The following is a 13,629-nucleotide window of genomic DNA, read 5'->3' as shown; positions in this document are numbered from 1 at the left end:
GATCGCGCCCGGGGCAGCCCAGAGCCGTCAGGTTGGAAATTTGTTGCGGGTGTTATTGGCAATTCTTACGAGAACCAGCATCAAAGGCACCTCCACCAGCACCCCAACGACTGTCGCCAATGCCGCTCCGGATTGCAGGCCAAACAGGGCAATGGCTGCGGCTACTGCCAGTTCAAAGAAATTACTGGCACCGATCATGGCGCCGGGTGCGGCGATGCAGTGGCGAACATTCCATAGTCTGGCCCAGCCGTAGGCGATGAAGAAAATCAGCACCGTCTGGATGATCAGTGGTACGGCAATCAGCGCAATGTGCAGCGGGTTTTCCAGAATGACCTCGCCCTGAAAGGCGAACAGCAACACCAGAGTGACAATCAGCGCCGCTGGCGTAATAGGCCGCAGCCGCTTCATGAATACCTCGTCGTACCACTGTTCGCCTCGGCGCGCAATTAATGTGCGACGGGTGAGATAGCCTGCGGCCAGCGGGATCACGATGTACAGCACAACCGACAGGATCACCGTATCCCAGGGCACCTGAATGTCGGAAATACCCAGCAGGAAAACCACAATAGGCGCGAAGGCAAACAGCATAATGATGTCGTTCAGGGATACTTGCACCAGTGTGTAGGCCGCATCGCCTTTGGTCAGGTAACTCCACACAAACACCATAGCGGTGCAGGGCGCAGCGCCCAGAAGAATAGCGCCGGCGAGGTATTCGCTGGCTAATTGCGGAGCGATCCAAGGTTCAAATACGACCATCAGAAAGAACCACGCAATGGCGAACATGGTGAAAGGTTTGACCAGCCAGTTCACCACGGTGGTAATGGCCAAACCCTTCGGTTCTTTTCTCACTCCCACAATGGCGCTGAAATCAATTTGCGCCATCATGGGGAAAATCATCGCCCAGATCAGGATAGCGATAGGGATAGAAACCTGTGCGTATTCGAAGCGAGACAGCGTTTCAGGCACTGCTGGCGCAAACTGGCCCAGTGCTACACCAGCGATAATGGCCAGAGCTACCCATACCGACAGGTAGCGTCCGAATAGATCCATGCCTTCTGCTTTTGTGTTTTCCGCTTCGGTGTTTTGGCTCATAGCTAACTCTCAGATAGACCGTTGGTTAACACGCTTTGATAGTTCTTCAGCGCTTTCCTTACGCTCGGAATAGCGGTTAGTAAGGTAGTCACTGCGGTCGCGGGTCAGTAGAGTGAATTTCATCAGCTCTTCCATCACATCCACAATGCGGTCGTAGTAGGCAGAAGGTTTCATGCGGTCATTGTCGTCAAATTCCATGAACGCTTTAGGCACTGATGATTGGTTTGGAATGGTCAGCATCCGCATCCAGCGCCCCAGAACCCGCAGTTGATTAACTACATTGAACGACTGGGAGCCGCCGCACACTTGCATCACTGCCAGAGTTTTGCCTTGAGTGGGGCGAACCGCCCCTATGGACAGGGGAATCCAGTCAATTTGGGTTTTCATAACGCCAGTCATAGCACCATGGCGTTCCGGTGAGCACCACACCATGCCTTCCGCCCACTCGGCTAGTTCTCTCAGCTCTTGAACCTTCGGGTGAGATGCTTCTTCGGCATCGGCTAGAGGCAGGCCGCGAGGGTTAAAAATGCGAGTTTCCGCGCCCATGGCCTCCAGCAAACGAGCTGCCTCTTCAACGGCAAGGCGGCTGAAAGAACGAGCGCGCAAGGAGCCGTACAGAAGCAATATTCGAGGTGCGTGTTCCGGCGCCTCGGTAGTAAATAGCTGCTCACTGGTGGGGGGCTGAAACAGTTCGGCGACAATATTGGGCAGGTCGGTTGATTTCATAGAGCGACTGAAAATCCTAAAATTTCAATGAGTGAAATGGCTGGTTGGTGTCTTTACTTTGTAACATTACCTGCCTAATATCGCCTTGATCATATATATGGATAATCGAATATTCAAGAGTGTGAGCTAACTGCATGATCGATAAAAAAGGTGCCTTGCCCGCACAAGAAACTTGCCAGCAGCCCATAGAAATTAGCCCTATCGTGCTGTTTAAGGCTTTGAGTGATGAATTGCGGCTGGTCAGTATGCTGCTGATTCGGCGCCGGGCAGAATTGTGTGTCTGCGAACTGACAGAAGCCTTAGATGTGTCTCAGCCAAAAGTCAGCCGTCATCTGGCCATACTGAGAGACACCGGGTTGGTGGCAACAGAGCGCCGGGGGCAGTGGATCTACTATTCTATTCCCCCCACTTTGCCTGCGTGGGTGTTTCGAGTTTTGGACGAAACGGCGGCACATAACGAGGCGGTACTTAAATCACCTCTGGCGAAGCTTCAGGCCATTGTCGATCGCCCGACGATGCAGTGTCCCTGATCCTTGGCCTGATGGCTTTCACGCAAGGAGATAGTTATGAGCAAGATCAAAGTAGGCATTAATGGATTTGGCCGTATTGGCCGCTTGGCTTTAAGGGCAGCCTGGGACTGGCCGGAACTGGAATTTGTTGCCATTAACGATCCCGGGGCAGAAACCCACACTTTGGCGCACCTGCTGAACTTCGACAGTGTTCACGGTATCTGGAGCCATGAGGCTTCCGCCAGTGGCGATGAGATGGTGATCGACGGCAAGCGCATCGCGGTTACCCATAACAAGGCCATCGGTGACACGGACTGGTCCGGCTGCGACATAGTGATCGAAGCCAGCGGCGCTAACAAAACCGTGTCGGCGCTGCAGGGCTACCTCGATCAAGGCGTAAAACGGGTGGTAGTCACCGCGCCGGTGAAAGAAGCGAGTGCGAAGAACATTGTTGTGGGTGTGAATGAAGATATTTTTGATCCGGCCAAGGATCGAATTGTAACAGCGGCGTCGTGCACCACTAACTGTTTGGCGCCAGTGGTTAAGGTGATTCACGAGAAGCTGGGTATCAAGCACGGCTCCATTACCACCATCCACAGCCTGACCAACACTCAGACAATCGTTGATGCGCCCCACAAAGACCTGCGGCGGGCACGGGCGTGCGGCAGCTCGCTGATTCCCACCAGTACCGGTTCTGCTACTGCGATTATCGAAATATTCCCGGATCTTAAGGGACGTTTGGATGGCCACGCAGTGCGTGTTCCCCTCACCAACGCATCTCTGACGGATTGTGTGTTTGAGGTGGAAACGCCAACCGATCGCGACACGGTGAACCAGCTTCTGAAAGAAGCCTCTGAGGGTGAGTTGAAGGATATTCTGGGCTACGAAGAACGTCCGCTGGTATCCATCGATTACAAAACAGATCCGCGCTCGTCCATCGTCGATGCCCTGTCCACAATAGTGATCAACGGTACTCAGGTGAAGATCTATGCCTGGTATGACAACGAGTGGGGTTACGCCAACCGCACTGCGGAACTGGTGCGCAAGGTGGGCCTGGCTTGATATGAATGCCGCCATTCGTCAGTACTTGGTGATCACGGGTAATTATTGGGCCTTCACCCTGACGGATGGAGCGTTGCGCATGCTGGTGGTGCTGCATTTCCACCAGCTTGGCTACTCGCCTCTGGAAATCGCCCTGCTATTTGTTTTCTACGAGTTCTTCGGGGTGGTGACCAATCTGGTGGGTGGCTATCTGGGTGCTCGCATGGGATTGAACCGCACCATGAATATCGGGCTGTTCCTGCAAATCGCAGCCTTGGCCATGCTGGCTGTCCCGGCGGCCACGCTCTCAGTGCCCTGGGTGATGGCGGCGCAGGCTTTGTCCGGTATTGCCAAAGACCTGAACAAAATGTCTGCCAAGAGCGGAATCAAATTGCTGGTGCCAGATGAACAGCAGGGCACTTTGTATAAGTGGGTCGCCATTCTTACGGGATCGAAGAACACCCTGAAGGGCGTGGGCTTTTTTCTGGGTGGAGTATTGTTGATGGCGATGGGCTTCACCGGTGCGGTGCTTGCCATGGCTGTGGCGCTCGGCTTGGTTTGGCTCGCCAGTCTGGTTTTGCTCAAACAGGAGTTGGGCAAGAGCACCGCAAAACCCAAGTTCCGGGAGATTCTTTCAAAAAGCCGTGCCATTAATGTGCTGTCTGCAGCTCGCATGTTTCTGTTTGGTGCCCGGGATGTGTGGTTTGTTGTGGCTCTGCCCGTTTATCTGCATACGGTCTTTGGCTGGGACTTCTGGAAGGTCGGCGGTTTTATGGCCACCTGGGTCATCGGCTATGGCTTTATCCAGACCATAGCGCCCCGAATTACCGGCACAGGCGAAGGCAAACAGCCTGCCGCATTCTGGGCCACGGCGCTGGCATTGGTTCCTGCGGCGATTGCGCTTGGCCTGATGGCTGGCTGGTCACCACAGATTGTGGTTATCGGTGGTTTGTTGCTGTTCGGAATTTTGTTTGCCATCAATTCCTCTCTGCATAGCTACCTGATTGTCAGCTACGCCAGAGGTGATGGTGTATCCCTGGATGTGGGTTTCTATTACATGTCCAATGCCGTAGGCCGGTTGCTGGGCACGATTTTGTCTGGCTGGGTGTATCAGGCATACGGGCTGGAGGCGTGCTTGTGGATATCGTCGGGCCTGGTATCAACAGCCGCGTTGTTGTCATTGATGCTGCCCGAAAGGCAAGTAGTTAAAACATAACAGCAGGTAGGCCTAGAAACGTAACACCAGGCCTGCACCCGCCTCAACTTGAAGGTAACCACTGCTGCGGTAGGTAAGTTGGCAGCCACCGGAACAGAATACAGAGCCGCCGGAATCCAGGGCTGTATAAACTCCGCGAAGATCAAGCCGCAAGCGTAGCTTTTCACTTAGTAAGAACTGATAACCACCGCCGAGGGACAGGGCCAGGCGATGCTCTGTATTGTATGCTGAATCGTCTGGCTCCAGGCGGGTCAGGCCGAATACGCCAGATGCAAAGCCCCCATACCTTTTGCCACCCGGGAAATAAAGGCCACCGAATTGTAGTTGGTAGATAGTAAGGTCAATTTCCCTAGTGCCGGGAGCAAAGAGGCCGTTGTCCAGCTTTGCCGAGGTACCCTGCCGGCCAAAATACAGCTCACCCTGCTTACCTGCTTCTGGCAGGTCGAAATTCAAGGTTAGTCCATGGCTTTTGGTGTCCCTGAATCGGATTTGGCCGTTTGTGCTGGCGCCAGCGGTTTCAATATCGACCGAGCTGCCCATGCGATATCCCACGAATGGTGCTATGCCCATATCAGCGATCGCGGCCGGAGCGACCAGAGCGAAACTCATCGCCAGTGCACTTAACTGCCTGAAGTTCATAGGTTGCGGGTCTCTGCTATCGCGCTTTGGTGAGATTAAACGTTATGGTGTAACCATTGCAGATACGGACGACCTTGCCAATAGGCAGGCAAGGCTCTGTAGATCGATGAATCTGATCAGAATGTAGGAGTTTTTATGCCGGAATCCAACATAGTTGTCATCACAGGTGCCAATCGTGGCATTGGGCTTGAGCTCACTCGCTATTATGCCGGTGAAGGGCATGACGTAATAGGAGTGTGTCGACAGTCCTCTGATGAGTTGGCAAGTGTGGCGGCACAGGTAATTGAAGGCGTAGATGTAACCACTGACGAAGGCATCGAAAAGCTGAAGGCAGGCCTCGTGGGCAAAAACATCAGTCTGCTGATCAACAATGCGGGCTTGCTGCAGGATGAACAGCTGGGCAGCATCAATTTTGATTCCATTCGCACACAAATGGAAATCAACGCCTACGCACCGCTGCGTGTGGCGGAAGCGCTGGTGCCGTTGATGGGGCAGGGCAGCAAAATCGCCAATATCACCAGCCGGATGGGCTCTATTGCCGATAACGATTCTGGCGGTCGTTACGGCTATCGAGCTTCCAAGGCGGCGTTGAACGCCTTTGGCAAATCTCTGGCGATGGATTTGAAGCCCAAGGGGATTGCTGTTGCTCAGTTACATCCTGGTTTTGTGAAAACCCGAATGGTGAACTTTGGTGGCCTGATCACCCCAGAAGACTCTGCCCGTGGGCTGGTCAAACAGATTGCCAGGCTGAATCTGGAGAATACCGGCTCCTTCTGGCACAGCAATGGTGAAGAGCTACCCTGGTGAGCATCAAGCCGCGCATTCTGCTGCTGTCGGCCTACGATGCCGCCAGCCATAAGCGCTGGCGTGAGCAGCTCATGGCGCTATTGCCGGAATATCACTGGCATACCTTGGCGTTAGCCCCTCGTTTTTTTCAGTGGCGTATCCGCGGAAACGCTCTGAGCTGGCTAAATGAGCCCTGTTTTCAAGAGCCCTGGGATTTGGTGGCCGCTACATCCATGGTGGACCTCGCAACCTTGCGGGGGCTGCACCCACAGCTAGCGAACACGCCTTGTTTGTTATACATGCATGAGAACCAGTTTGCCTTCCCTGTAAGCAATCAGCAGAAGGGGCGCGTAGAGCCTCAAATGGTGAATCTCTATGGCGCTATGGCTGCAGACTGTGTGGCGTTCAACAGCGCCTGGAATCGAGACAGCTTTTTGCAGGGGGTGAGGGAGTTTTTGAACAAAATGCCGGATGCGGTGCCAAATGGGCTGGTTGACAACCTGAAGCATAAATCCGAGGTGTTGCCGGTGCCTATCGAAGACGCTTTGTTTGAGGGCACTCCAACGCCCTTGAATCGAGGGTGCCCGCATCTGCTCTGGAACCACCGCTGGGAATACGATAAAGGGCCAGATAGGCTGCTTAACTTTCTGGACGTGTTGGAAAAGCAGCAACAGCCGTATCGTCTGAGTGTGGTCGGAGAGAGTTTCCGTAACCATCCAAGCGCCTTTGCCCAGATAGCGACAAGGTTTAGTGGTCGCATAGAAAATTGGGGGTTTCTGGAGAGCCGAGCTAAATACGACACACTGCTACGTAAAGCAGATATTGTTCTATCAACGGCGCTTCATGATTTTCAGGGCCTGTCGATGCTGGAAGCCATGGCATCCGGGTGCGTCCCGTTGGCGCCGGATAGGTTGGCTTATAGGGAGTACGTGCCTCACAGCTGTCGTTACGAAAGCCATGAAGCGGATGCTGATGCGGAAGCTAAGGCTGCAGTCGGTTGCTTGCAGCGGCTTATCGAAAAGCCGCCACCTTGCTGCCAACCTGATGGCTGGAGAGCGTCGGTACTTGCAGGGAAGTATCGATCCCTGTTTGACCGGCTCATCAAGACCCCGCCTAAGCTAGAGCCTTCAAGTGATCTGATGGGATCAATGCAATAAGGCTTGGCGAGCAGGGTCGGATGATTGTCAGGCTTTCTGTTCGGGAACTTCTCGAATTCGGCCTTGTTCATCAATAGCCACGTAGACAAACCTGCCTTCGGTCACTTTTCGCGGATTTTTTGCCGTTCGGTCAAGGGTCCATACTTCCACATTGATTTTCATGGAGCTGCGGCCTATGTCCACTAATTCGCAGTAACAGCCAACTTGGGAGCCAACTCTTAGCGGAGAGAGAAATTCCATCCCGTCCATGGCTACGGTAGCGTTGCGGCCCAGAGAAATGCGCCCCGCTACGGTGGCCGCGGCAATATCCATTTGTTTGACCAGCCAGCCTGCGAATACATCGCCATTGGCGTTTGTATCCTGGGGTAGTGGAACGATCTGAAGCGTTAGGTCGCCTCTGGGCTTGGGTTTGTCGTCATCGTATGCAGTCATGGATCACGCCTTTTGTTATCTAGAATTATTTTCGTAGCATGTTAACGACCTATCTGGCGGCTGCAAGCTTATTTACGGCTTCTACTCCATGTGTAACAAAGCTGTCATACAGAGGCTTTAGTCTTTACCCATCAGTAAACCGGTGCTGTACACAATATAAGTGACTGATGGAGATACAACGTGATCAAACCGAATAAAGCTCTTGCTATTGTTGCTCTGACTGGCGGCATGTCTATCGTTTCCGCTCCCGCACTGGCCCGTGACACCGTAAATGTTGTGGGTTCTTCAACGGTTTACCCATTTGCTACCGTTGTTGCCGAGCGCTTTGGTCGTAATACTGAATTCCCCACGCCTAAGCTGGAATCGACCGGCTCGGGCGGTGGTTTCAAGTTGTTTTGTGCTGGAATCGGCACCCAGCACCCGGATATTACAAACGCGTCGCGCCGGATGAAGGCCAGCGAGTTTGAAATGTGCCAGCGCAATGGCGTAGAAGCCATTACCGAAGTGAAAATCGGTGCCGATGGCATTGTTATCGCTAATTCGAAGGAAGCGGCTCCCATGGACTTGAGTCTGCGCCAAGTGTTTTTGGCTTTGGCTAAAAAGGTTCCGGACCCCAAAGGCGGTGACAAACTGGTTGCCAACCCTTATGAGAAGTGGAGCGATATAGACTCTAGCCTGCCAGCTAAGGAAATAAGTGTGATGGGCCCGCCCCCGACTTCCGGCACCCGTGACGCTTTTGTAGAAATCGCGATGGAAGGTGGCTGTAAGACCTTTGGTTTCATCAAGGCGATGGAAAAGAAAGAAATGCGCGGTGTTTGCCATAATATGCGCGAAGACGGCGCCTTTGTTGAAGCCGGTGAAAACGACAATTTGATTGTTCAGCGACTGGCTCAGGACAAAGACACACTGGGTATCTTTGGCTACAGCTTCCTGATGGAAAATAGCGGTGAAATTCAGGCATCCACCATCAACGGTGTGGAGCCAACGCCAGATACCATTGCCGATGAAGAGTATCCCGTCGCTCGCTCCCTGTTTTTCTACATTAAAAATGCCCACGCAGGTGTGGTTCCCGGTATCGCCGAATATGCACAGGAGTTCACCACAGAAGGTGCATGGGGCGACAATGGCTACTTGGTGGATGTGGGCTTAATCCCTAACCCACGCAATGTGCGCATGGAAACCGCAAAAGCCGTTAGAGAACTCAAGCCAATGACGGGTAATGAGCTTTAATATCCAATTGGTAGAAAGTAGGGGCAATGAACTCAGGAGACAGCCATGAATCAACGAGACAACCATGCAGACAGCTGATTTATTGCCCCTAGTTTTGGTGCTTGCCGCAGTGGCTTACGGGTTCGCTTTTATGCGCTCCCGCGCTGTGGCAGCGCCTTTGGGTGGCATCCGTAATCTCAAGGCTCTGCCGGCGTATTATGCCGCCAGAGCTGCACTTTGGTGTGCAATCCCGGCCCTGATTATTCTAGGAACCTGGGCTGCGTTTGAAGGCAAAGTCATTCAAGACATGGTTATGGCGTCCTTGCCCGCAGAACTCGCTCCGCAATCGGCAGGGCGCGCCAGCCTGACGCTTTCTCAAATTAGCAATTTAGCCGCTGGAAAACTGGACCCATCGATAGTTCCGGAAGGCATTTCCGGTGCCGCGACCCTACTGCAGGAGTTGCGCGAGCAGAGTAGTCAATTCAAGACGCTATTAGTAATCTTGATTGCGGTTCTTGGTGGCACCTTCGCCTGGACGCAGGTCGCACCGCATATCAATGCTCGCAAGAGTGTGGAGCGTACGCTACAGCGTTTGTTTTTCGTGTGCGCGGCCGTTGCCATTCTTACCACTATTGGCATTGTTTTCTCAGTTATTTTCGAAACCTTCCGTTTTTTTGAAAAGGTACCGGTGAGTGAATTTTTGTTCGGTACCAGTTGGAGCCCACAAACCGCTCTGCGAGCGGATCAGATAGGTTCAGAAGGCGCATTCGGTATTATTCCGTTGTTTACCGGAACGCTCATGATTTCTGCGATTGCCTTGCTGATTGCTGTGCCGGTTGGCTTGCTGTCAGCGGTGTACCTCTCAGAGTACGCCAGCCCAATGATGCGTTCGGTGGTCAAGCCCTTGCTGGAAATGCTCGCCGGTGTGCCTACTGTCGTTTACGGCTTTTTTGCAGCGCTCACCGTAGCGCCATTTATCCGTGATCTAGCTCTGGCTTTGGGGCTTGAAGCCTCTTCCCAGAGTGCGTTGGCGGCGGGGCTAGTGATGGGCATTATGATTATCCCTTTTGTGTCCTCTTTATCCGATGACGTGATTAATGCGGTTCCCCGCACTCTGCGGGATGGCTCTTTGGCGCTCGGCGCCACCCAGTCTGAAACCATGAAGAATGTGATTTTTCCGGCGGCGTTGCCGGGCATTATGGGGGGCATATTGTTAGCTGCATCCCGGGCCATTGGTGAAACCATGATTGTCGTTATGGCCGCCGGACTGGCCGCAAACCTAACGGCCAACCCGTTGGATTCGGTCACTACCGTCACGGTGCAAATTGTCACGCTGCTCACGGGTGATCAGGAATTCGACAGCGCCAAGACACTGGCCGCATTTGCTCTGGGCATGATGCTCTTTATCGTAACGCTGCTGCTGAACGTAATCGCACTGAAAGTCGTGCGCAAATACAGGGAACAATATGACTAATCCAAGTTCTCAGGCGGAACTTGTCCGTCGCTCGCTAAAGCGTCGTTATCGCAAAGAGCGTAGATTCCGCTTTTATGGGGTAGCCGCTATTTCGATTGCGCTCTTCTCTCTGGTGATTCTGTTTACCGACATTATCAGTAAGGGCTATACGGGCTTCATTAAAACCACGGTGACCCTTGAGGTGCATTTAGATGGCGAATTAATGTATCTGAACGATGCCTCAGATCCGGATCAGATCGCCATGGCGGATTTTCAGGCGCCTATCATTAAAGCACTACAAGGGTATTTTCCGCAGGCCACGAGCCGTGCCGATAAACGGGAGCTCAGCCGAATGACTGGCAGCTACGCCAGCAATCAAGTGCGAGACCTGTTGAAAGAGAACCCGGATTGGCTTGGTAGCACTCGCACTATTGAGTTTCCGGCGCACGATACGGTATCGGTTTATGTAAAACATGCGGGCGACCCCGGGTACTCCATACGCCTCACCGAGCAGCAACAGCGTTGGACAGATGAGCTGCTGAGCAAAGGCGTCATTGATACTGGATTTAACGATGTGTTTTTTAGCCGGGGGGATTCTCGTGAGCCATCCAACGCCGGTATTCTCGGAGCCTTGATCGGCTCTTTGCTGACCATGGGAGTGACCTTGATTATCGCCTTCCCGGTGGGAGTGGCAGCTGCGGTTTATCTGGAGGAGTTTGCACCCAGTAACCGCCTTACGGACTTTATTGAGGTCAACATTAATAACCTTGCTGCTGTTCCCTCTATCATTTTCGGGTTGCTGGGGCTGGCGGTGTTTATCGGCCTATTTGGTATGCCCCGCTCTGTGCCGGTAGTGGGCGGTTTGGTGCTGGCGCTGATGACATTGCCCACCATCATTATCTCGAGCCGGGCGGCAATCAAAAGCGTGCCGCCTTCAATACGGGAGGCTGCAGAAGGTATAGGCGCGTCAAAAATGCAGGTGGTTCTGCACCATGTGCTACCGCTGGCCATGCCTGGCATGTTGACCGGTTCGATTATCGGCATGGCTCAGGCTCTGGGCGAAACCGCGCCTTTGCTTTTGATTGGCATGGTGGCGTTTATTGTAGAGATACCAGAGGGCTTCTTCAGTTCGGCAACGGTTTTGCCCGTGCAGATTTTCATCTGGGCTGGCAGCGCAGAGCAGGGATTCGTGGAGCTGGCCTCTGCCGGCATTATGGTTTTGCTCGCCTTCCTGATAACTATGAATGCATTCGCCATATGGCTGCGCAAGCGCCTTGAGCGCCGTTGGTAAAGAGACGAGACTTATGAGCGTTATTTCCGACACTATTTCCAGCAGTATGAACCCAACAGTTATGAAAGAGACAAAGATGCCTGAATCAGACTCGACAAAGGCCAAGATTGAGCGCCCGGCAGACACAGTAATTGAAGAAGGCAAAACCGTTGGCATCCCGTTTTCAGACGACCCCAAGTTCAAGCTCCGGGACGTGAACGTGTTTTACGGCGAAACTCGGGCTATCAAAAACATCAGTCTGGATATCGCCCGCAACGAGGTGATTGCCTTTATCGGGCCTTCCGGTTGTGGCAAATCCACCTTTTTGCGTTGTCTTAACAGAATGAACGACAGCATTGAGAGCTGCCGAATCAAAGGCTCATTGCTGTTGGATGGGCAGAACATTTATGACTCAAAGCGAGACGTAGTTGAGCTGCGCGCCCGTGTTGGCATGGTTTTCCAGAAGCCCAATCCCTTCCCAAAATCTATATACGACAATGTCGCCTATGGCCCGCGGATTCATGGCTTAGCTAATCGCAAGTCTGATCTGGACGACATTGTAGAAAATAGCCTACGCAAGGCAGGCCTTTGGAACGAGGTGAGGGATCGCCTTGATGCCATGGCAACAGGTATGTCCGGCGGTCAGCAGCAGCGGCTGTGTATCGCAAGAGCCATCGCCGTCAGCCCCGAAGTGGTGCTGATGGATGAGCCCTGTTCGGCGCTGGACCCTATTGCCACCGCCAGAATTGAAGAGCTGATTGCCGAGTTGTCCGAGAGCTACACCATTGTGATCGTGACCCACTCGATGCAGCAGGCCGCGCGGGTGTCCAACCGCACCGCATACTTTCATCTAGGCCATCTTGTGGAAGTAAACGATACCAGCAAGGTGTTCACTACGCCGGAACACGAGCTGACCGAATCCTACATCACCGGTCGTTTTGGTTGATCCCGGTGCCCAGAACAAGCCAAGTCAAAAGAGGAGCACAGCGTGCCTAGTAAAAAAGACGACGTTTACGGGGACCATATATCTAACCGGTTCAACGACGAACTGCTGGCGTTGAAAACCCGCTTTCTAAAAATGGGCGGTTTGGTGGAGACTCAGATCGAAAGTGCTTTGAAGGCCTTGGCAGAAGGCGATGGGTATTTGGCAGAAGAAATTCGTGCCAACGACCGAACGGTTGATCGGATGGAAATGGATATTGATGAGGAGGCCATGCTCATCATCGCCCGTCGCCAGCCCACGGCTCGGGATCTGCGGCTGGTGATTTCGGTTATTCGAATGGTGGCGGATTTGGAGCGAGTAGGCGATGAAGCAAAAAAAATTGCCAAGTTTGCCATCAAGCTTACCGAAGAAGGGCAGGCGCCTCAGGGTTACGGAGAGGTTCGTCATATTGGCGCTCATGTGATGGCTATGCTTCATGACTCACTGGATGCCTTTGCCAGACTGGATTCAGAGCAGGCTTTGCGGGTAATGAAGGAAGATAAACGAGTAGATGAAGAATATCAGGCGGCAGCTCGAACGTTGCTCACCTTTATGATGGAAGATGCCCGCAATATTTCGCGCTGCATGTCGGTGATGTGGGTTCTGCGGTCGCTGGAGCGAGTGGGCGATCACGCCTGCAACATTGCTGAAAACGTGATCTTCATGGTTAAAGGTGAAGACGTACGCCACTCACCAATGGAAGAAGCGGAGCGAGTTGTGGGGCGCTAAGCCCCAATGTATCCGAGCTTCAGGCCTGCTTCATTTTGTCGGTATACGGCGGCCAGCCTAGAGGTTTGCCTGCCAATAGATGCAGGTGAATGTGGAATACGGTCTGGCCGGAGTTTTCACCGCAGTTCATCACAGTGCGATAGCCGTCTTCGGCAAAGCCCATCTCTTTCGCGAGCTTGGCGGCTACCCAGTAAAGATGGCCGACCAGCTCTCGGTCCATCTCCTCGATATCATTGATGGTAGCGATCAGCTTTTTGGGGATGATCAGCAGGTGTACCGGTGCTTGCGGATTGATATCGCGAAACGCCAAGCTGATGTCGTCTTCATAAACGATATCAGCCGGGATTTCGCGATTAATGATCTTGGTGAAAAGCGTTTCTGACATTTT

Annotated in this window: 15 protein-coding genes; 10 read left to right on the top strand and 5 right to left on the bottom strand. The window is 53.1% G+C overall.

The genetic code is table 11. The annotated features are described in order from the left end of the window. Nucleotides 1-27: 27 nt before the first annotated feature. Nucleotides 28-1,092, bottom strand: a complete 1,065-nt coding sequence (arsB, locus tag MWU62_RS06315; protein WP_247114051.1) for an ACR3 family arsenite efflux transporter — start codon at nucleotides 1,090-1,092, stop codon at nucleotides 28-30. A 9-nt stretch (nucleotides 1,093-1,101) separates the two neighbouring features. Then, nucleotides 1,102-1,818, bottom strand: a complete 717-nt coding sequence (gene arsH / locus MWU62_RS06310) for an arsenical resistance protein ArsH (RefSeq protein WP_247114050.1) — start codon at nucleotides 1,816-1,818, stop codon at nucleotides 1,102-1,104. 134 nt (nucleotides 1,819-1,952) lie between these two features. Between arsH and MWU62_RS06305 the strand changes: the two genes are divergently transcribed. The 3 genes from MWU62_RS06305 to arsJ are packed head-to-tail and all read left to right on the top strand — an operon-like array spanning nucleotide 1,953 to nucleotide 4,584. After that, entirely contained in the window at nucleotides 1,953-2,348 is a 396-nt protein-coding gene (locus tag MWU62_RS06305) for a metalloregulator ArsR/SmtB family transcription factor (protein ID WP_247114049.1), read from the top strand. A 36-nt stretch (nucleotides 2,349-2,384) separates the two neighbouring features. Further along, entirely contained in the window at nucleotides 2,385-3,389 is a 1,005-nt protein-coding gene (locus MWU62_RS06300) for an ArsJ-associated glyceraldehyde-3-phosphate dehydrogenase (protein ID WP_247114048.1), read from the top strand. Between the two features lies 1 nt (nucleotide 3,390). Next, entirely contained in the window at nucleotides 3,391-4,584 is a 1,194-nt protein-coding gene (gene arsJ / locus MWU62_RS06295; RefSeq protein ID WP_247114047.1) for an organoarsenical effux MFS transporter ArsJ, read from the top strand. A 12-nt stretch (nucleotides 4,585-4,596) separates the two neighbouring features. On the opposite strand, the gene MWU62_RS06290 is transcribed toward arsJ, so the two are convergent. Next, nucleotides 4,597-5,223: a hypothetical protein gene (locus MWU62_RS06290; protein ID WP_247114046.1), complete on the bottom strand. Its 627-nt coding sequence runs from the start codon at nucleotides 5,221-5,223 to the stop codon at nucleotides 4,597-4,599. 135 nt (nucleotides 5,224-5,358) lie between these two features. Here MWU62_RS06290 and MWU62_RS06285 point away from each other — a divergent pair, with 135 nt between their 5' ends. Next, nucleotides 5,359-6,030, top strand: a complete 672-nt coding sequence (locus MWU62_RS06285) for an SDR family oxidoreductase (RefSeq protein ID WP_247114045.1) — start codon at nucleotides 5,359-5,361, stop codon at nucleotides 6,028-6,030. A 2-nt stretch (nucleotides 6,031-6,032) separates the two neighbouring features. Beyond that, nucleotides 6,033-7,166 carry a DUF3524 domain-containing protein gene (locus tag MWU62_RS06280; protein WP_247114133.1) on the top strand — a complete coding sequence of 378 codons (1,134 nt, stop codon included), beginning with the start codon at nucleotides 6,033-6,035 and terminating at the stop codon, nucleotides 7,164-7,166. Nucleotides 7,167-7,193: 27 nt separating this feature from the next. Here the strand turns inward: MWU62_RS06280 and MWU62_RS06275 are convergent, their stop codons facing one another. Beyond that, nucleotides 7,194-7,598 (bottom strand): acyl-CoA thioesterase, encoded by a 405-nt coding sequence (locus MWU62_RS06275; RefSeq protein ID WP_247114044.1) that lies wholly within the window; start codon nucleotides 7,596-7,598, stop codon nucleotides 7,194-7,196. 228 nt (nucleotides 7,599-7,826) lie between these two features. Here MWU62_RS06275 and MWU62_RS06270 point away from each other — a divergent pair, with 228 nt between their 5' ends. The 5 genes from MWU62_RS06270 (at nucleotide 7,827) to phoU (ending at nucleotide 13,241) form a co-directional block, all read left to right on the top strand. Continuing rightward, entirely contained in the window at nucleotides 7,827-8,828 is a 1,002-nt protein-coding gene (locus tag MWU62_RS06270) for a substrate-binding domain-containing protein (protein ID WP_247114132.1), read from the top strand. A 64-nt stretch (nucleotides 8,829-8,892) separates the two neighbouring features. Continuing rightward, nucleotides 8,893-10,281 carry a phosphate ABC transporter permease subunit PstC gene (gene pstC, locus MWU62_RS06265; RefSeq protein WP_247114043.1) on the top strand — a complete coding sequence of 463 codons (1,389 nt, stop codon included), beginning with the start codon at nucleotides 8,893-8,895 and terminating at the stop codon, nucleotides 10,279-10,281. Beyond that, nucleotides 10,274-11,551: a phosphate ABC transporter permease PstA gene (pstA, locus tag MWU62_RS06260; protein ID WP_247114042.1), complete on the top strand. Its 1,278-nt coding sequence runs from the start codon at nucleotides 10,274-10,276 to the stop codon at nucleotides 11,549-11,551. Before pstC ends, pstA begins: the two co-directional genes overlap by 8 nt. A gap of 76 nt (nucleotides 11,552-11,627) precedes the next feature. Next, nucleotides 11,628-12,476 carry a phosphate ABC transporter ATP-binding protein PstB gene (gene pstB / locus MWU62_RS06255; RefSeq protein WP_247114041.1) on the top strand — a complete coding sequence of 283 codons (849 nt, stop codon included), beginning with the start codon at nucleotides 11,628-11,630 and terminating at the stop codon, nucleotides 12,474-12,476. 42 nt (nucleotides 12,477-12,518) lie between these two features. Next, on the top strand, nucleotides 12,519-13,241 hold the full coding sequence (gene phoU / locus MWU62_RS06250; protein ID WP_247114040.1) for a phosphate signaling complex protein PhoU: 723 nt from the start codon (nucleotides 12,519-12,521) through the stop codon (nucleotides 13,239-13,241). Nucleotides 13,242-13,260: 19 nt separating this feature from the next. Here the strand turns inward: phoU and MWU62_RS06245 are convergent, their stop codons facing one another. Continuing rightward, nucleotides 13,261-13,626 (bottom strand): histidine triad nucleotide-binding protein, encoded by a 366-nt coding sequence (locus tag MWU62_RS06245; protein WP_200202300.1) that lies wholly within the window; start codon nucleotides 13,624-13,626, stop codon nucleotides 13,261-13,263. Nucleotides 13,627-13,629: the final 3 nt, after the last annotated feature.

The organism is Marinobacter sp. S6332, from assembly GCF_023016045.1.
In the GTDB taxonomy this organism is placed as follows: Bacteria; Pseudomonadota; Gammaproteobacteria; order Pseudomonadales; family Oleiphilaceae; genus Marinobacter.
This window is presented reverse-complemented; position numbering and strand designations above follow the sequence as displayed.